Source organism: Streptosporangium nanhuense (genome assembly GCF_059358815.1).
Genome location: NZ_JCADBG010000010.1, coordinates 262,329 through 281,028, shown reverse-complemented (window position 1 = coordinate 281,028; position 18,700 = coordinate 262,329). Strand labels below are relative to the sequence as shown.

At 71.9% G+C, this 18,700-nt stretch carries 15 protein-coding genes; 7 read left to right on the top strand and 8 right to left on the bottom strand.

Features of this window, described 5'->3' with window-relative positions; all coding sequences use genetic code 11:
- Nucleotides 1-236 precede the first annotated feature (236 nt).
- Entirely contained in the window at nucleotides 237-3,968 is a 3,732-nt protein-coding gene (locus AC5L38_RS21125) for a S8 family serine peptidase (protein ID WP_495244569.1), read from the top strand.
- A 170-nt stretch (nucleotides 3,969-4,138) separates the two neighbouring features.
- On the opposite strand, the gene AC5L38_RS21120 is transcribed toward AC5L38_RS21125, so the two are convergent.
- Both AC5L38_RS21120 and AC5L38_RS21115 read right to left on the bottom strand, forming a co-directional pair.
- On the bottom strand, nucleotides 4,139-5,209 hold the full coding sequence (locus AC5L38_RS21120; RefSeq protein WP_495244529.1) for a translation initiation factor eIF-2B alpha/beta/delta subunit family protein: 1,071 nt from the start codon (nucleotides 5,207-5,209) through the stop codon (nucleotides 4,139-4,141).
- Between the two features lie 165 nt (nucleotides 5,210-5,374).
- A complete protein-coding gene (locus AC5L38_RS21115) occupies nucleotides 5,375-5,899 on the bottom strand; it encodes a DUF305 domain-containing protein (protein ID WP_495244528.1) in 525 nt (174 codons plus the stop codon).
- Between AC5L38_RS21115 and AC5L38_RS21110 the strand changes: the two genes are divergently transcribed.
- Entirely contained in the window at nucleotides 5,889-6,017 is a 129-nt protein-coding gene (locus AC5L38_RS21110) for a hypothetical protein (RefSeq protein ID WP_495244527.1), read from the top strand. The two genes, AC5L38_RS21115 and AC5L38_RS21110, sit on opposite strands and share 11 nt — an antisense overlap.
- A gap of 110 nt (nucleotides 6,018-6,127) precedes the next feature.
- On the opposite strand, the gene AC5L38_RS21105 is transcribed toward AC5L38_RS21110, so the two are convergent.
- Nucleotides 6,128-6,586, bottom strand: coding sequence for a MarR family winged helix-turn-helix transcriptional regulator (locus AC5L38_RS21105; RefSeq protein ID WP_495244526.1), 459 nt, complete (start codon nucleotides 6,584-6,586; stop codon nucleotides 6,128-6,130).
- 91 nt (nucleotides 6,587-6,677) lie between these two features.
- Here AC5L38_RS21105 and AC5L38_RS21100 point away from each other — a divergent pair, with 91 nt between their 5' ends.
- The gene (locus AC5L38_RS21100) at nucleotides 6,678-7,238 is read left to right on the top strand and encodes an NADPH-dependent FMN reductase (RefSeq protein WP_495244525.1); all 561 of its coding nucleotides are present in this window, start codon (nucleotides 6,678-6,680) and stop codon (nucleotides 7,236-7,238) included.
- Between the two features lie 62 nt (nucleotides 7,239-7,300).
- Complete coding sequence (locus AC5L38_RS21095) at nucleotides 7,301-8,065, top strand: SDR family NAD(P)-dependent oxidoreductase (protein WP_495244524.1); 765 nt, start codon at nucleotides 7,301-7,303, stop codon at nucleotides 8,063-8,065.
- A 170-nt stretch (nucleotides 8,066-8,235) separates the two neighbouring features.
- On the opposite strand, the gene AC5L38_RS21090 is transcribed toward AC5L38_RS21095, so the two are convergent.
- Together AC5L38_RS21090 and AC5L38_RS21085 are read right to left on the bottom strand one after the other, a co-directional pair.
- Nucleotides 8,236-10,191: an ABC transporter ATP-binding protein gene (locus tag AC5L38_RS21090; protein ID WP_495244523.1), complete on the bottom strand. Its 1,956-nt coding sequence runs from the start codon at nucleotides 10,189-10,191 to the stop codon at nucleotides 8,236-8,238.
- A 2-nt stretch (nucleotides 10,192-10,193) separates the two neighbouring features.
- On the bottom strand, nucleotides 10,194-12,044 hold the full coding sequence (locus AC5L38_RS21085; RefSeq protein WP_495244522.1) for an ABC transporter ATP-binding protein: 1,851 nt from the start codon (nucleotides 12,042-12,044) through the stop codon (nucleotides 10,194-10,196).
- Nucleotides 12,045-12,411: 367 nt separating this feature from the next.
- On the opposite strand from AC5L38_RS21085, the gene AC5L38_RS21080 reads away from it, so the two are divergent.
- Nucleotides 12,412-13,266 carry a UTRA domain-containing protein gene (locus AC5L38_RS21080; protein ID WP_495244521.1) on the top strand — a complete coding sequence of 285 codons (855 nt, stop codon included), beginning with the start codon at nucleotides 12,412-12,414 and terminating at the stop codon, nucleotides 13,264-13,266.
- 342 nt (nucleotides 13,267-13,608) lie between these two features.
- Entirely contained in the window at nucleotides 13,609-14,835 is a 1,227-nt protein-coding gene (locus AC5L38_RS21075) for an MFS transporter (protein WP_495244520.1), read from the top strand.
- A 15-nt stretch (nucleotides 14,836-14,850) separates the two neighbouring features.
- On the opposite strand, the gene AC5L38_RS21070 is transcribed toward AC5L38_RS21075, so the two are convergent.
- A complete protein-coding gene (locus AC5L38_RS21070) occupies nucleotides 14,851-15,813 on the bottom strand; it encodes an endonuclease/exonuclease/phosphatase family protein (protein ID WP_495244519.1) in 963 nt (320 codons plus the stop codon).
- Between the two features lie 96 nt (nucleotides 15,814-15,909).
- Entirely contained in the window at nucleotides 15,910-16,965 is a 1,056-nt protein-coding gene (locus AC5L38_RS21065) for an LLM class flavin-dependent oxidoreductase (protein WP_495244518.1), read from the bottom strand.
- Nucleotides 16,966-17,176: 211 nt separating this feature from the next.
- Here AC5L38_RS21065 and AC5L38_RS21060 point away from each other — a divergent pair, with 211 nt between their 5' ends.
- Nucleotides 17,177-17,638, top strand: coding sequence for a cupin domain-containing protein (locus AC5L38_RS21060; RefSeq protein ID WP_495244517.1), 462 nt, complete (start codon nucleotides 17,177-17,179; stop codon nucleotides 17,636-17,638).
- Nucleotides 17,639-17,837: 199 nt separating this feature from the next.
- Here the strand turns inward: AC5L38_RS21060 and AC5L38_RS21055 are convergent, their stop codons facing one another.
- Complete coding sequence (locus tag AC5L38_RS21055) at nucleotides 17,838-18,461, bottom strand: class I SAM-dependent methyltransferase (RefSeq protein WP_495244516.1); 624 nt, start codon at nucleotides 18,459-18,461, stop codon at nucleotides 17,838-17,840.
- Nucleotides 18,462-18,700 lie beyond the last annotated feature (239 nt).

Here is an 18,700-nt window from a genome sequence, read left to right as displayed (position 1 = left end):
TAACCGATTAACTACTTTGTCGAAATATGGGTGCTTTTCATAACACATGTCCAGAAAAGTGAACTTATGAATCGAACGCGTAACGCGACTCCTGTTGACGCGGGCGGTCAGGAATCACCACATTGTCCTTTGGCAGATACGGTCGTCCGTTTCTCTCCTTGCTAGAGGACAAAAACCGCCGCCATCGCTGTCGCGTCCCCCTGAACCGTTCGAGTCAAGGAACCCACTTGGCACTCATGCCCTACGGCGGATCGCGGCTGCTCGCCGCCGCGGTCGCCCTGGCGGTACTCGCGGTGACCCCGCCGACGTACGCCACCACCAGGCTTGACACCATCCGGCTCGACCCCGTACCGGCCGCGGGAACATCCGCCCACGGCGCCGCGGCGGTCACCCGTACCATCACCCTGATCACCGGTGACAAGGTCACGGTCCGCTCCGGCGGCACCGGGACCGGCACCACGGTGGTGCGGGGCCCCGACGGCGAACCCGTCGGCGCCCGCGTCACCACGGTGGGCACCGACACCTACGTCTATCCCGACAGCGCGATGCCCTACCTCTCCGCGGGGCTGCTCGACAGGCGGCTGTTCAACGTCACCCTCCTGCTGGCCGACGGCTACGACGACGCTCACGTCGACCACCTCCCGCTGATCGTCACCTACGCGGACGCCTCCGCGGCCCGCGCCGCGAAGTCGCTGCCCGAGGGTGCCACGAAGGTCCGTACCCTCAGCAGCATCAAGGGCGCGGCCGTCACCGAGGACCGCGACAGGGCCGCGAGCTTCTGGTCCGCGCTCACCGGCGGCCGGGCCACGGCGCCCGGTGCCCGTGAAGGCGGGCGCGGGAACGCCGCGCCCGCCTTCACGGGCGGTGTCGCGAAGGTCTGGCTGGACGGCAAGGTCAAGGTCGACCTGGCCGACACCGTGGCGCAGATCGGCGCCCCCGAGGTCTGGGCGGCGGGCAACACCGGCGAGGGCGTCGACGTCGCCGTCCTGGACACCGGCGTCGACGCGGGCCACCCCGACCTGAGCGGCCGGATCGAGTCCTCCGCCAGCTTCGTGCCCGGCGAGGAGGTCACCGACCGGCACGGCCACGGCACCCACGTCGCCTCCACGATCGCCGGCACCGGCGCCGCCTCGGGCGGCAAGGAGAAGGGCGTCGCCCCCGGAGCGGAGCTGCACGTCGGCAAGGTCCTCAGCGACCAGGGCCAGGGGCAGGACTCCTGGATCGTGGCCGGCATGGAGTGGGCCGCCAGGGACCGGAAGGCCAAGGTCATCAGCATGAGCCTCGGCACCGACGCGCCCACCGACGGCACCGACCCGATGAGCCAGGCCGTCAACGCGCTCAGCGCCGAGACCGGCGCCCTGTTCACCATCGCGGCGGGCAACGCCGGGCCCTCCGAGCGCACGGTGGGCGCCCCGGGCGCCGCCGACGCGGCCCTCACCATCGCGGCGGTGGACACCTCCGACCACCTCGCCGACTTCTCCAGCCGGGGCCCGAGGCTGGTCGACGGCGCGCTCAAGCCGGAGCTCAGCGCTCCCGGCGTCGGCGTGCTGGCGGCCAGGTCCCAGTACGCGCAGACGGGCGAGGGCCCGTACACGACCATGAGCGGCACCTCGATGGCCACCCCGCACGTCGCGGGCGCCGCCGCCCTCCTGGCCGCCGCGCACCCCGGCTGGACCGGCGGGCAGCTCAAGGACGCCCTGATGAGCACGTCCAAGGCCACCCCGGACTACACCGCCTACCAGGCCGGCACCGGCCGCCTGGACGCGCGGGCCGCCACCACCGCCACCCTGTTCGCCACCGGCAGCGCCTACCTGGGCATCCACCCGCTGGAGGATGAGCAGGGCGGCGAGGCCGAGCGGCAGGTCACCTACACCAACACCTCCGGCACCGAGGTCACCCTCGACCTGGCGCTCAAGGTCGCCGGTGCCCCCGACGGCCTGTTCGCCCTGTCCGCCTCCCGGGTCGTCGTCCCGGCGGGCGGCAGCGGCACCGTCACCGTCACCGCCGACCTGGACCGCGTGTCGGAGAAGAACGGCTACACCGGGTGGATCGAGGCGTCCGCGGGCGGCGGCCCGGTGCTCGCCCGCACCGTCGTCGGCGTCAGCACCGAGGACCGGCCCCGCCACCTCGTCATCAAGGCCAAGGACCGCGACGGCGCCCCGATGAGCGGCCAGATCAGCCTCCTGCGGGAGGGCGACCCGGCTGGCGGCTACTACAGCTTCCTCACCTACACCGGAGAGGTGGACGTCCTGGTGCCCCAGGGCAGGTACTCGGTGTGGATGTGGGGCGAGGTGCGAGGCACGCACGGTCCCTCCTCGCTCGGTTTCGCGCTGCTCAACGAACCCCTGGTCACCGTCAAGGACGACACCGTCGTGACCCTGGACGCCGCCGGCGTGCGCGAGGCGAAGGCCGTCACGCCCCAGGAGAGCGCCGACGCCGAGACCCGGATCGACTACCACCGCACGCTGGGCGACACGGCCTCCGTAGCCGACTCCTACACGCTCGGCACCGGGTACGACAGCGTCTGGATCCAGCCCACGAAGCGGGTGCGCGAGGGACGGCTGTCCATCGGCACGCGCTGGCGCAAGATCCAGCCGCTGCTGACCGTGCGCTCGGGCGGGCAGACGTACGACGACCTGTGGATCCTGCCGGGGGCGGGGCTCCTGCCCGAGGGCTCGCAGGACCTGCCCGCCGTCTTCGCCGGCGGGGGCCGCACGGCCGACTACGCCGGGCTGGACGTCAAGGGGAAGATCGCGGTCGTGCGCTACGGCGACCTGGACGACCAGGTGCCCGCCGCCGTGGCCGCCGGGGCGAAGCTGCTGCTGGTCGTCAACGACGAGGTGGGACGGCTCCGCGAGCCGATCAGGAGGACGCCCCTGACCGTGGCGTCACTGACCAGGGACGAGGGCGAGCAGCTCATCTCCCGCCTCGGGAAGGGATCCGTCCGGCTGCGCACGGTCTCCAAGCCCGACACCGCCTACCTCTACGACCTGGTCCGGCGCTGGGAGCAGTCCGTGCCCGGCGACCTGACCTACCGTCCCGCGCACCACGACCTGGCGCGGGTCGACGTCGACTTCCGCAACGACCCGGCGGCCGAGGTGTTCGAGTACCGCTTCGACGTCGTCCCCGGCCTGAACACCAAGGTGGGCTACACGCTGCTGAGCAGGTCGAAGCGCGAGCGCACCGACTGGGTCACCCCGGGAGACTCCGTGCGCTGGACGTCCGAGGCGGAGGTCCCGCGGGCGACGTGGCAGTTCTCGGGGGAGAGGTCCTACCGGGCGGGGAGCACCACCGGCGAGCAGTGGTTCGGCCCGATCCAGCGCCCGAGGGTGAACGACTCCATCGCGCTCCCGGTCCGCGAGGGCGACACCCTCCGCGTCCAGGTGCCCGGCTGGGGTGACTCCGGCGCCGACCACGTCGGTCTCTCCGGCATCGGCCAGATCGACCAGCTGACGTCGCTCCACCAGGGGGACACCCTCGTCGCCGAGACGCCCGGCTACGTCCTGGACGCAGAGGTCGGCCAGGCCAGGCTTCCCTACCGCCTCGTCACCACGACGGAACGCGACGCCACGGTCCACCCGACCTCCACCACCACGCGGACCGTGTGGGACTTCACCTCGGCGCCCTCCGGCTCCGCCGAGCCGGTCCGGCTGCCGCTGGTGCAGCTCGACTACGCCGTGGACACCGGCGCGGACGGCAGGGCCTCCCGCTCGGCCGCCCTCACCCTGCTCCCCTCGCACCTGCCGGGCGGGCCGAAGTCGTCCACGATCCGTTCGGGCAAGCTCCAGGTCTCCTACGACGACGGCGCCACCTGGCGCACCGAGCGCCTGACCCGCGCCGGCGACGGGTGGAGGGCCAGGCTGAACGCCCCGGCCCGCGCCCGGTACGTCAGCCTGCGGGCCGGCGCCGGTGACGAGAGGGGCAACGCCGTCGAGCAGACGATCGTCCGCGCCTTCGAGCTGAGGTAGGCCGAACCGAGACAGGCCGAACCGAGACAGGCCGCGAGACAGACGCGAACGGCACCGTCCGTCACGGGCGAGCACACCGCTCGCCGGGCGGGCGGTGCCGTTCGTCATGGGCGAGCGCACCGCTCCTCGGGTGGGCGGTGCCGTTCGTCGCGGGCGGGCGGCGCCTCCCGTCAGGTACGGGCGGCGCCGTTCGGCGGTCCCGAGCCCTCCGCGGGTCCGAAGTGCTCCGACACGCGCTCGGCGGGGTAGGCGCCGCGCTCGGTCACGATCCTCGTCACCAGGTGCGGCGGGGTGGCGTCGAAGGCCGGGTAGTGGCCGGTCACGCCCTCGCCCGCGGTGCGCGTCCCCAGGACGTGCAGGACCTCGTCGCCGTCCCGCCGCTCGATGACGACGTCGTCGATCCCCGGAGCCCGCGGGTCGGGCGCCGGGATTATCACGTAGTACGGGACGTCGAAGGCGCGGGCGGCCAGCGCCACCCCGAGCGTGCCGACCTTGTTCACCACGTGCCCGTCCATCGTCACCCGGTCCGCCGCGGTCAGCGCCACGTCGGCGAGCCCGTCGGACAGCACCGAGGCCACCATCCCGTCGGTGATCAGGGTGGGCCGGTAGCCCATCTCCACCAGCGTCGGCGCGGTCAGCCGCGCTCCCTGCAGATAGGGCCGGGTCTCGGTGCAGACGAACTCCAGCCGCTTGCCCGCCTCCTGCGCGGCCTCGACGGTCGCGATCAGGTAGGCGTCCGCCCAGCAGTGGGTGAGGACGCGGGCGCCGTCGTCGAGCAGCGCCGCCGCGTGCCTGCCCATGGCCGCGCTGCCGGCGAGGTAGGCGGCGTCGTGCCCGGCCGCCGCCCGGGTCACGGCCTCCACCAGCTCGTCCCCGTGCGCCTCGGGCAGCGGCCCGTCCACCGTGGCGGCCAGGACGGCCTCCACGGCGTCGCGGATGTGGTTGTTCGTGGGCCGGGTCGCGATCAGCCGGTCGCCCGCCCCGCGCAGCCGCGCCGCCGCCCGGCCCGGCGGCTCGCCCCGCGCCTCGCGGGCGGCCAGTGTCATCCCGGCGGTCGCCGCGAACGAGGGGCCCGTGCTCTGCGTGACCATCCGCTCGATGGCCACCGCGACGTCCTCGCTGGTGACACAGCGCACCCAGCGGTGCTCGAAGGGGTACACCCGGCGGTCGAGGATCTCCACGGCGTCCTCGGTGATCCGTACGGAGTCCGCGAGGACGGGGCGCCTGCCGGTCATGCTCATGAGATCTCCAGCGGGGAACGGATGGCCGGACACGCCGGTTACCCTCCGGCGTCGCCGTCGGCACCGCGACCCGGCGGTGCCTCGCGCTTGTGCCCCTTTGAAGATACTCGTACCTCCGGGTGGCGGGCCGCTCCTGGGAAGCCCGCCCTCCGGAGGTACGAGGGATCAGGCGAGTCTCTCGGCGATCTCGGCGATCTGGGCGCGCTGTCCGGCGATCATCTTCTCCGCCAGCTGGGTGGTGGGCCGGTGCCTGCCCAGCGCGATCGCGACCTGGGCCATCTGGACACCGCTGTTGAGGTGCTTGCCCAGCACGCTCAGCCACAGCTTGTCGAAGGCGGCACCCGACCGCCTCTCCAGGGAGGAGATCTGGGTGGCGGACAGCATGCCCGGCATGTCGTGCACGGCCTTGTCGTTCTCCGCCGGTACCTCGACGTTCCACGACTGCAGCCAGCCGGACATCAGGTCGATGTCGTGCGACTCCTCTTCCTTGACCTTCGCGGCCAGGTCGCGCACGTACGGGTTGTCGCTCCGGCCCTCGACCAGGCCGGCGAGCTGGATCGTCTGTCGGTGGTGGGGGATCATCTCCTGGGAGAAACGGACATCCGCGTCCGCCCGGTCTCCGGCCAGTCCCGCCGCCTGGACGGAGGTGGCGTTCGTCGCGGCCGCTGATGAGCACCCGGTGACCAACATGGCGGAGACCAGCAAGGTGGCGGCCAAAGACCGTCGTTTGCGCGATCGCCGGGTGCTCATCGAGATCACTGCCCCTTTCCTGCGGGTGGGAAGGATCATTCGTGCCGTTCCGCCCTGAGATACGCGGACCCCGCTCCGGGGGTTCAGGGGCCGCCGGAAATCGGGTGCCCAAAATTTCGGGCACCCCGTTCCGGCCCGCGCCCCGCCTCCCGGGCGCACTCCCTCCGGTCAGTCGTTGATCGGGACGTGGTGAAGCGCGCGGGCGAGCAGGGCGAGGTCGACGCCTTCCAGGTGGTCGAGGAGGTGCCGGCGCACGCTGGCCAGGTTGCTCGGCCACGCCCGTTCCAGGCGGGCGAGACCGGCGTCGGTGAGGACGGCGCTCCACCCGCGGGCGTCGTCGTCGCACCTGACCCGTTCGATCAGGCCTTGGCCCGCCAGGCGCGTGACGACGCGGGTCATCCCGCTCAGCGAGAGTTCGCAGGCGGCCGCGAGCTCGCCCATCCGCATCCGCTGCCGCGGCGCCTCCGACAACCGCATGAGGGCCGTCCACTCGACGAGCGGCAGTTGCTGCTCACGGATCATGTCGGCGTCGATCGCGCGGGGCAGCGCGTACATCAGGCGGGGTAGGGCCCGGATCAGTCTGTCCTCGTCAGGGGTGAGGGGTCGCGATGGCTGCGTTGCGGTCATGAGCACATGCTACTTGCTTCACGCAGCAAGTACTAGTACGTTCCTTTCTTGACGAAGCAAGTACCTACCGTCAAAGGAAGCGGAGTCCACCATGACCAGAATCGGGATCATCCTCGGCAGCACCCGCCCCGGACGTAACGGGGAGGCCGTCGCCCGCTGGGTGCAGCAGGTCGCCGCCCAGCGGACCGACGCGGAGTTCGAACTCGTCGACCTGCTCGACTACCGGCTCCCGCACCTCGACGAGGCGCTGCCGGCGTCGATGGGCCAGTACACCCGGCCGCACACCCTGACGTGGGCGAACAAGATCGCCTCGTTCGACGGATTCGTCATGGTGACGCCTGAGTACAACCACTCGACGTCGGGGGCGCTGAAGAACGCCATCGACTTCCTGTACGGCGAGTGGAACAACAAGGCCGTCGGGTTCGTCAGCTACGGCTCGGCCGGGGGCACCCGCGCCGTGGAACATCTGCGCCTGATCGCCGGCGAGCTCCAGATGGCCGACGTGCGAAACCAGGTGGCGCTGTCGCTCTTCACCGACTTCGAGAACTTCAGCGTGTTCAGGCCCAGCGACTTCCAGCTCGAGTCGCTCACCGCGATGCTGGGCCAGGTCGTGGCGTGGAGCACGGCGCTCGCACCGATGCGCACCCGCTGAACGCAACGCCCCCCGGACCGATCCGGCGAGGGCGGACACACCACGGACAAGGAGGACTTCCCATGGGAACGCTGGACGGGAAGGTAGTGCTGATCACCGGCACCGCGGGAGGTCAGGGCCGCGTCGCGTCGCTGATCTTCGCGAGGGAGGGCGCGAAGGTCGTCGGGTGCGACATCCAGGCCGACGCCAACGACGAGACGGTCGAACTCGTGCGTCGCGCCGGCGGTGAGATGACGGGCATCGCGCCGGTCGATCTCACCGACCCTGAGCAGGCGCGGCAGCTCGTCGAGGACGCCGCGGCCGTCCACGGCGGCCTCGACGTGATCTACAACAACGCGGCCATACAACGCTTCGGCCCGATGCCCGGCTTCCCGGTCGGCGACTGGCGGGTGACCATGGCCGGTGAACTCGACATCCCCTTCTTCGTGTCGAAGTTCGCCTGGCCGCACCTGGTCCGGCGCGGTGGCGGCGTCATCATCAACATCGCGTCCATGGCCGGCATGATCGCCGGCGAGGTCCCCCCGATGATCGCGCACAGCGCGGCGAACGCCGGCGTCATCGGCATGACACGGCAACTCGCGCTCGAGGGCGCGCGCCACGGGATCCGCGCGGTGGCGATCAGTCCCGGGCCCACCCTGACCCCGGCCAGCGACCGCGACCTCGGGGACGACCAGGCGGCCCGGGACGCGATAACCCGCAAGACGCTCCTCAAGCGTTTCGCCCGGCCCGAGGAGATCGTCGAGCTGGCGGCCTTCCTCGCCTCCGACCGGGCGTCGTACATCACCGGCGCCAACTACCCGGTCGACGGCGGCGCGACCGCCTGGTAGCGCGACCGGGGGCTCGCGCCGCGTCCGGTGAGCACGGACGAACACCTCCCGGACGAACACCTCCCGGACGAACGCCTCCCGCCGAGGCCGGCACGTCCCGTCGGGGACGCCGCGGCCGGTCAGGCGACGAGCCGGACCTCGGCGGGAGGCGTTCGTCCGCATCCTCGCCGTCAGCCGGGGACGTCGCGGTGGTCGGAGATGCTGTCGAGCCAGGCGCGGTGCAGGTCGGCGTAGCGGCCCGCCCGCCCGATGAGCTCGCCGGGCGGCCCGTCCTCCATGATCCTGCCGCCGTCCATCACCAGCACCCGGTCGGCGATCTCGACGGTCGACAGGCGGTGCGCGATGATGAGGGCCGTCCGGTCCGCCAGGACCGTCCGCATCGCCCGCTGCACCAGCCGCTCGCTGGAGACGTCCAGGCTGGACGTCGCCTCGTCGAGGATCAGCACCGCCGGGTCGGCCAGGAACGCCCTGGCGAACGCCACCAGCTGCCGCTGCCCGGCCGACAGCCGGCCGCCGTGCTTGCCGACCTGGGTGTCGTACCCCTCGGGAAGCGCGGAGACGAACGCGTCGGCGCCGATCGAGCGGGCCGCCGCCACCACGTCGGCCATGCTCGCGTCCGGCCGGCCGAACCTGATGTTGTCCGCCACCGACCCGCTGAACAGGAAGTTCTCCTGGGTGACCAGGACCACCGCCGCGTGCCGGGACTCCTCGCCGAGGTCGCGCAGGTCGACGCCGTCCAGCAGCACCCGGCCCGCCACCGGGTCGTAGAACCTGGAGACCAGCTTCGCGAGCGTGGTCTTGCCCGCCCCGGTGGTGCCGACCAGTGCGACGGTCTGCCCGGCGGGGACCGTCAGGTCCAGCCCGGGGATCACGGGGGTGCCGTCCAGGTAGGAGAACTCCACGCTCTGGAACTCGATCCTCCCGCGTGGCCGCTCCAGCGTCACCGGGTCGCCGGGCTCGGCCACCACGGGACGCTCCTGCAGCACGCCGGAGAGCTTCTCCAGCGCCGCCCCGGCGGACTGGAACGTGTTATAGAACTGGCTGATCTCCTGCATCGGCTCGTAGAACTGGCGCAGGTAGAGCAGGAAGGCGGCCAGCACGCCCACCGTGACCTCCTTCTGGATCGCCAGCATGCCTCCGTAGAACAGGACGGCCGCGATCGTCACGTTCCCGATCAGCTTGACGCCCGGAGAGAAGATCGCGACCAGGTGCATGCTCCGCCGGTTGGCGTCGCGGTAGTCGGCGTTCAGCTGGGAGAAGATCTCCTGGTTGCGCGGCTCCCCGCGGAACGCCTGGACCGCGCGCATGCCGGCCATCGACTCCACGAAGTGGACGATCACCAGGGCAACGGTCTCCCGGGTCCTGCGGTAGATGATGCTCGACTGGCGCCGGAACCAGCCGGTGAACAGCATCAGGACCGGCAGCGGGAGCAGCGCGACCACGCCGAGGTGGACGTCCAGGACGAGCAGCAGGACCGCCGTGCCCACCAGGGTCAGCACGGCGGTGACGAGGTCGTCGAACCCCGACTGCAGCATCTCGGAGATGGCGTCGATGTCGGAGGTGAGCCGGGAGACGACCCGGCCCGAGGTGTAGTCCTCGTGGAACGACAGCGACAGCCTCTGGAAGTGGACGAACACCCGCCGCCGCAGCTCCAGCAGGATGCTCTGGCCGATGCGCCCGGCCATCCTGAGGAATATCCGCCGGGTCACCAGCTGGACGGCCGCCGCCGCCAGGATCGCCGCGACGACCGTCACCAGCGTCCGGGGCCCCGCGCCCGCCACCATCGGCGGGATGCCCGCGTCGATGCCCACCTTGACCAGGTAGGGGATGGCGAGCGAGGCGACGTTGCAGGTCACGATGATCGCGACGAGCAGGAAGATCTCCCTGCGGTACGGGCGCAGCAGGTCGCCGAGCAGCCGCCTGGACCTGTCGCGCAGCAGGAAGGACACCCGTGCCGACAGCTCGTCCTGGTTCTCCGCCGCGACCCCCCGCCACTCCCGGGACCGGTTCGAGCCGTTCGGGTCGTTCGCGGTCTCGGCACCGGAGGGGGCGGAGGGGTCGGAAGGTTCGCCGGAGGGTCCGGAGGGCCCGGAGGGTTTGGAAGGGTCGGTGGAAGGTTCGGTCACGCTCACAGCCGTGCCTCCTCGGCGTCCGGGTCGGCCGACAGCAGCGCGCGGTACTCGGGCACGCTCGCCATGAGTTCGTGGTGCTCGCCGACGTGGGCGATCGTGCCGTCCAGCAGCAGGGCCACCCTGTCGGCGAGGAGCACGGTGGAGGCCCGGTGGGCGACGACGATCCCGGTGGCCTCGCGCAGCACGTGCCGCAGCGCCTCCTCCACCAGGGCCTCGGTCTCGACGTCCAGGGCCGACAGCGTGTCGTCCAGCACGAGGATCCTGGGACGGCTGAGAACCGCGCGGGCCAGCGCGAGCCGCTGGCGCTGGCCGCCGGACAGGGACATGCCCTGCTCGCCGATCCTGGTCTCCAGCCCCCACGGCAGCGCGTGGACGAACCCGGCCTGGGCGATCCGCAGCGCCTGCTCGATCTCCTCCTCGCTCGCGTCGTGCCGCCCCAGCGTGAGGTTCTCCCTGACGCTCATCGAGAACAGCGTCGGCTCCTCGAAGGCCGTGGCGACCGTCGAGCGCAGCGTGGTCAGCGGCAGGTCGCGGACGTCGACCCCGTCGATCGTGACCCGGCCGGCGCCGACGTCGTACAGCCGGGGCACCAGGGAGGTCAGCGTGGTCTTGCCCGACCCCGTCGCGCCCACGACCGCCACGGTCTCTCCCGGCCGTACCTCCAGCCACACGTCGTGGAGCACCGGTTCCTCGGCGCCGGGGAAGGTGAACCCCGCCCCCTCGAAACGCAGGTGCCCCCGGGGCCGCTCGATCACGCCGGTGCCCCCGACGATCTCCGGTTCGGTGTCGAGCACCTCCATCACCCGGTCCGCCGCGGTCATCGCCTCCTGTCCCATCGTCAGGATGAAACCGAGCGCGGAGATGGGCCAGACCAGCTGCAGCATCAGGGTGGCGAAGGCCACCAGCGTGCCCAGCGTCAGCGTGCCGGAGCCGACCGCCAGGGCGCCGAGCAGCAGCACGAGCGCGAGGGTGATGTTCGGGATCACCTCCAGGAAGGTGAAGAACCTGGCCGACAGCCGGACCTTCTCCATCGAGGTCCGGTATATCTTCAGCGCTCCTTCCTCGAAGATCCCGGAGACGTACCGGCCCCGGCCGAACGCCTTGATCGTACGGATGCCCGCCGCCGACTCCTCGACGACCGTGGCGAGGTCGCCCTGCTCGTCCTGGACCCGCCGGGAGATGGTGATGTAGGTGCGCTCGAAGCGCAGGGTGGTGAACATGATCGGCACCGCCGAGGCGACGACCAGCAGCCCGAGCGGCCAGTACATGTGGAGCAGCAGCCCGGTCACCGTCGCGATCTGGACGGTGGTCAGGACGAGGAAGAGCAGGCCGAAGCCGAGGAAGCGCCGGATCGTCGACAGGTCGGTCGTCGCCCGGGACAGCAGCTGGCCCGACTGCCAGGAGGCGTGGAAGCCCATCGGCAGCCGCTGCAGGTGGGCGTAGAGGTCGTCGCGGATGCTGGTCTCCAGGCCCAGGACGGCGGCGGCCAGCAGCCACCGCCTCATGAAGACCATCAGCGCCTCGACCACGCCCAGTCCCAGGGCGAGCAGCGCGAGGGGAGGCACGGCCCCGGTGTCGCCCCGGGCGACGGGGCCGTCGATGATCTCCCTGCCGATCAGCGGGATGGCGATGCCGATCGCGACCGCGGCGAAGGACACCACCCAGATGGCGACCAGGGGGACGACGTACGGGCGGAGGTAGGACCTCAACCGCCACAGGGAGCCCGCTCTGGCGCGGCGAGAGGGAAGGGGCCGCGAGGCCGGGGGGTCGGTGTCGGCGGTGGTGTGCGCGTTGTCGTCCGTGTTCTTGTCCTTGCTGGCTGTGGTGGTTCCGGTATCAGGGGGCATCGGCAGGCGGCACGCTCCTCACGGTGTTCTGACCGGGTGAGAGCCGTCCGGGGCATGGCAGGCCGGAACACCATCCCCTCTCAACCGGTCTCCCGTGCCACCGCTCCCGGTGGACGCCCCGTCGGATCACCACCACCCGCGTGACACGGGTGACCCTTCAATTTCCGCACCCGGGCACGGCGTCGGCAACTGATTTGACGGCCCCCATGCTGTAACCACCGGGCCAGGATGCCGGTTTCCGGGGTGAACGGCTCGCGCCCCCGCCGCCGCCGGGCGACCTTCCGGCCGGGCGGTACGGGCGTCGGCCGGGCACCGGAACAGGGGGACTAAAATCCCCGGTGGTGTTGAGCACGAGGAGGCGGCCCCGATGGATCTGGAGACGTTGCGCGACGTTTCCGCGCTGAGCGACCCTGTCGAGCGCGCCCGGGTTCTGAGCCGTCTCATCACCGACGAGCAGGGGCTCGTCGCGGAGGCGGCGAAGATGCGCCGCCAGGCGATCGCCGAGGCCCGTGACGCCGGGATGAGCCTGGAGGACATAGGAACGCGCCTGGGCGTGTCCCCCGGCCGCGTCTCCCAGATGAGAAAGGGGCCGACGGCACGCGTCCCCGAGGAGTCTCCGGTCCGTATTCCCGAGGAGTCCGAGGCCCGTGCCGGCGGGGGATCGGCGGCCCGCGCGCCCAGGGTTCTGGTGCGGCGGGCGTTGCCGACCGATCCCGCCGTGCGGGCCTCCGCCTCCCTGTTCCTCGCCGAGGCCGAAAGGCAGGGCGTCACGCCGGACCGCAGGATGCTCTACGTGGGCCCGGAGCCGGCCGATGATCACGTGGCCGCCTGCCTGCGCGTCGAACCCGGCGCCGAGGTGATCGCCCGCCGGAAGATGATGACGGCGAACGGGGTCCCGGTGCGCATCGCCACCAGCTACTTCCGGGCGGACCTGTTCGGGGGCACCCGCCTCGCCGAGCCCGGGTTCGTCAAGCCGTCACTCCAGTCGGCACTGGTCGCCCTCGGCCACACCTTCGGCCACGCCGAGGAGAACCTGACGGCCCGCCCGCCGACACCCTTCGAGTACGAGACCCTGGAGCTCGAACCGGGGGAGTGGGTCGTCCAGGTCCTTCGCGCGGGCTACTCCGACGAGGACGTGCCCGTCCACGTCCTGGAGACCATCTGCGCCGCGAACAGGCACATCTTCCCGATCGGCCAGGTCTCCGGGCACGACGAGTTCTGACCGGTTTTCCGGCCTGCCCGATCCGGTCACCCACGCCGTCCGCGCTGTCAGCGGTGTCAGCGGTGCCGGCGGTGTCGGCCGCTTCGGCGGGGGCCTGACGTGGGGCCGCGTTCACGCGGGGAGGTGTTTCCCGCGCGAGAGAAAAAGGGAGGCCGTGGCGGGCGGCGCGGCTGTAGTGTCTGCCCTATGACCTGGCGACATTGATCCTCAACGATCGGTCGGTCCGGCGCGAGCTGCCGTGGACCCCCGGAGATGCCGAGCATCCCGAGTCCGCACAGCCTCCGCGAGAAGGACCTCATGACCACTTCTTTTCACCGTGCGCCCCAGAGGCGTGCGAAGCGCTTGGCCGCGACGCTCTACGCCTACACCCTCTTCGATGAGTTCGTCCTGTTCTATCCGTTCTATGCGTTGTTGTTCGTCGACACGGGCCTGACGACCGCCGAGATCTCCTCGCTCCTGGCGATCTGGTCGATCACCTCCGTCGTGCTGGAGGTTCCCTCCGGGGTGTGGGCCGACGCCGTCTCGCGGCGCGCGCTGCTCGCCCTGGCGCCGCTGCTCGCCGCCGTCGGCTTCGGCCTGTGGGTCGCGGCCCCCTCCTACTGGGTGTTCGCCGCGGGCTTCGTCCTGTGGGGCGCGAGCGGAGCGCTGCAGTCGGGCGCCCTGGAGGCGCTGGTCTACACCGAACTCGACCGCCTGGGCGAGGCCGGTCGCTACGCCGCCGTCATGGGTCGCGCCCGCGCGGTCGGCATGGGCGCCGTCGTGGTGTCCATGGCGCTGGCCACCCCGGTGTTCGCCCTGGGCGGCTACCCGCTGATCGCGGCCGGCAGCGTCGTGGCGTGCGTGCTCGCCGCGTTGGCCGCGCTGGCCTTTCCCGAACATCGCGCACCCGCCGGCCAGGAAACCGGACAGGAAGCCGTACAAGAGCAGGAAGGTGAGGAGGAGCCGGTGGGCGGCTATGCCGCGATCCTGCGCGAGGGGTTGCGGGCGGCGCGCGCCGACCGGCCGACGCGCCGGGCGCTGCTGCTGGTACCGGCGGTTACGGCCGTGTGGGGCTCGCTGGAGGAGTACACCCCGCTGCTCGCGATCGGCACCGGCGTCGCCACGCACGTCGTGCCGCTCCTGGTGCTTTTGGTCTCCGTGGGGATCGCGGCCGGTGGCGTGCTCGCGGCGGCCGGGCGGAGCCTCACGGACCGGCAGTTCGCCGCGCTCCTCGCGTTCGGGGCGCTGACGCTCGGCGCGGGCGCGCTCAGCGGGGTCGCGGCGGGGTTCGTCGCCCTCGCGGCGGCCTTCTGCGTCTTCCAGCTGGCGACCGTGCTGGCCGACGTACGGTTGCAGGAGAGCATCACGGGCCCGGCCCGCGCCACCGTGACCTCGCTGGCCGGGCTGGGCACCGAGCTGGCCGCCCTCCTGGTGTACGGCGGCTACGCCGCGGCCTCGGCGCTGACCGGCGACGCCGAGATCTTCACCGCCTTCGCGGTGCCGTACGCCGTCCTCGCCCTGGTCCTGTTCCTCGGCGGGTCCCGCCCGCGAAGGCCCGCGACCGCCGGGACCTCGCTCGGAGGTCCGTGAGGTCTCGCGCGGGAGTCAGCGCTTGCTGAAGCGGGGCAGGCCCAGCTCGGCGAAGACAGGGCGGTGGTCGGTGTCCGGGAGGCGGTGGACGCCGAAGCTCCTGATCGCCATGCGCGAGTCGGCGAGCACGTGGTCGATCGTCACCCCGGGGACCGGTTCCCAGCCCTGCTGCGGCCAGGTGGGCGTCAGGCCGTGCCCGGTGACGTCGGCCGCGTCGCGGTAGCCGCTGTCGAGCAGGTCGCGCACCAGCCGGTGGTCGAGGGTGGCGTTGAAGTCGCCCGCGAGCACCCGCAGCTGCCCGCCCGCCCTGGGCAGCGCCCGCAGCCCCCCGTCCCAGCACGGGACCTTGGCGCCGTACCGGGGCGCGCAGGGGTGGACGGAGACGACCTCGATCTCGTGGCCGCTCGGGTGCTCGATCACCCCTCGGGCCTGCCGGAACCTGCCCAGCGCGATCAGCGGCCTCTCGGTGACGGGGTGCTTGGAGTAGATGCCCGAGCCCCACACCCCGTCGACCGCGCGGTCGACGACGTGGGGCATGCGCTCGCGCAACCCGGCCGCCTCCAGGCGGTCGCGGGCGGCCGGGGTGACCTCCTGCAGGGCCAGCACGTCCGGGTCGAGGGAGCGCACGAGTCTCATCAGGACGTCGGTGTCGCCCGCGCCGACGGCGAGGTTCGCGGCGAGCACCCGCAGCCGTCCCCCGTCGGCCGCGGGCTGGTGGCCGTCGCCGAAGTGCCGGGGGAGCACGGCCGTCGCGAGCACCGCGCCCGTGACCAGGGCGAGGGCCGCGGCCGCCCAGCGGCGCAGCCCCAGGGCCAAAAGGAGCGGGATCACCGAGGCCGCCGCCACGTACGGCGTGAACGCCACCAGGGCGACCCACTGCCAGACCGGGGTCCACCCTCCGGCCCTGAGCACCGCCCAGGCGGCGAACGGCAGCACCGCCAGCCAGACCAGCAGGCTCACCCATCTCGATCTGATCATGCACCGGGAGCGTAACGGGCTTCTGTGCAGATTCGGTGGAGATTAGCGGTTTTATTCACGCAGCTGAACGCACCAATGATCACTTGGAGCCCGGGGTCAGTGACCTCGGGTGAGGTCGTACGCCTGGGCGATGAGCTCGTAGGAGCGGATCCGCTCGGCCGGGTCGTGGACCATCGTGGTGATCATCAACTCGTCGGCCTCGGTGCGCTTGCGGAGCTCCTCCAGCCCCTGCCGCACCCCGGGGGCGTCCCCCAGCACCAGCTTGGACAGGTAGTCGTCGAGGAAGTCGCGCTCGATCGGGCTGTAGGGGTAGCTCTCGGCCTCCTCGGGCGTGGGGATCGGCTGCGGGGCCCCGCGCCGCAGCCGCAGCATGGACAGCCCGCCCGAGCGGGCCAGGCTCAGTGCCCGCTCGGGGGTGTCGGCGGCGATCGCGGAGACGCCGATCATCGCGTACGGCCGGTCGAGGACGGCGGAGGGCTCGAAGGACGACCGGTACAGCTCCAGGGCCGGGACGGTGTTGTTCCCGCTGAAGTGGTGCGCGAAGGCGAACGGCAGGCCGAGCATCCCGGCGAGCTGGGCGCTGAAGCCGCTGGAGCCGAGCAGCCAGATCGGCGGGCGGCCCGACTCCGACCGGGGCACGGCGACGACCCGCTCCAGCGGGTGGCCCTTCGGGAACGCGCCGTCCAGGAAGGCCGTCAGCTCGGCCAGCTGCTCGGGGAAGTCGTCGGCGTCCAGGCCGTGGCGCCCGCGCAGCGCCCTCGCCGTGGCGGGGTCGGTGCCGGGGGCCCGGCCGAGCCCGAGGTCGATGCGGCCCGGGTGCAGCGCCTGAAGGGTGCCGAACTGCTCGGCGATGACCAGCGGGGCGTGGTTGGGCAGCATGACGCCGCCGGAACCCAGCCGGATGGTCCTGGTCGCGGCGGCCAGATGGGCGATCAGCACGGCGGGCGAGGAACTGGCCACGGACGGCATGCCGTGGTGCTCGGCCACCCAGATCCGGTGGTATCCCCACTCCTCCGCGCGCCTGGCCAGCTCGGTGCTCGCCTCCAGGGTCTCGGTGGGCGTCACCCCGGAACCGACGGTCGCCAGTTCGAGGATCGACAGGGGCACCTCGGAAGAGCCGCGGACCGTCCCGCGGATGTCGTCATCAGCCATATAGGCGGCAACCAGGTGAGGCGGGGGTTTATTTCTGTCCGCGTGGCCGCTCCGCCGCACCCGGGAGCGGTTCGTCGCGGGAGACCACCGGCCGGCCGCCGGCCGGGTCGTGGAGGGGCACACCGATCCCGCCCATCCCCCCGCCGCTGTACCACGATGGGGGTTTCGGGGCGCTCGCGCCGCACCCTTCCGACCGAACCAGGAGCGACTGATGCCGATCGTCCTTCCCGAGGACCCGTTCCACCGCCGCCTGCACCACATCGCGCCCGGCGGTCTCACCGCCGAGACCGCCCAGACCGGTGGCATGCGCCGCCGCGCGGCCATCAGCGGCGCCACCGTCGGCGCCGGCCGCCTGTGGATGGGCCAGACCCACGTGGCGCCCGCCACCGCCTCGGCGAACCACCACCACGGGGACTCCGAGACCGCCATCTACGTCGTCAGCGGCAACCCCTCGTTCGTCTTCGCCGACATCGAGGGGGAGGAGCCCGTCGAGGTGCGCATCGACACCGAACCGGGCGACTACATCTTCGTGCCGCCCTTCGTCCCCCACAGGGAGGAGAACCCCGACCCCGACCTGGAGGCGATTGTGGTCATCGCCCGCAGCACCCAGGACGCCATCGTGGTCAACCTGGACGACCTCACGTGGACGGGGCCGGTCCTGACCTCGCGGTGACGGCGGGCCTCGCGGGGACAGCGGGCTTCACGGTGACGACGAAGAGCTTCGCGGTGACAGCGGGCTTCACGGTGACGACGGAGAGCCTCGCGATGATGTTGGGCCTCGCGGTCACCGCGAGGCCCTCGCTCGCCCGTCGGCCGCCGGGTCGTCGCTCTTTTGCTCGTCCGCCCGCCGGGGGAATCCCCCGGCGGGCCGTTCACTCGCCGCCGGTCTCCCCGGACGGCCGCCCGTCGGCCGTCCAGCCGCCGGACGCCTCCCCGGGCAGCCGGTCGTGCGCCACGACCCCGGTGTACACCAGCGCGGGCGGTACGTTGCGCCAGATCGGGCCCAGGGTGTCGACGGTGGCGAACGTGCTGTTCATGAGGCCGCGAAAGTGCCGGAAGCGCCGGAACGGCATCACGGTCAGCGTCGTGATGGTGCTGAAGGCGCCACCGGGGGCGAGCGAGGCCGCGATCTCGTCGAGGACGCGCTTCTGCTGGGCGTCCTCGAACAGGGTCCAGGGGAGTGAGGAGACGATCGCGTCCGCGTGCGACAGACCGGCCTCGCGCAGCAGCTTGCCGAGGTCGCCCGCGTCGCCGGGGATCACCTCCAGCCAGGGTCTGCTGCGCCGCAGGTGCTCCACCATGCCTTCGTTGACCTCCACGGCGAGCTGCCGTCCGTCTGGGGGCAGCCGGTCGCGGATCGCGTCGCTGATCACTCCGCCGCCGGCGCCGAGCTCGACGACCACGGCTCCGGGGGTTGTGGGGACGATCGAGGCCACCAGGCGGGCGACGGCCTTCGAGCTGGGAGCGATCGCCCCCAGTTGGTGGGGATTACGCATGATCGCGCCAAGGAATGTGAGCGTGTCACTACCGGCAGGACGAGTTTGAGAGAGCATCGACAGCTTATTCCCCCAGTTGAGGGGGTTATGCCAGTTTAACGGGCTTTGATGATCGGGCCCCGTCGCCGTACGGCCGCCGTACAGCTCCCGTACAGCCGCCGTACCACCACTGTAGGGCCGCCCGGTCAGGCGGCCGGGGAACGACACCGGGGTGGCGGTTCCCACCCGCCCCTGCCCGG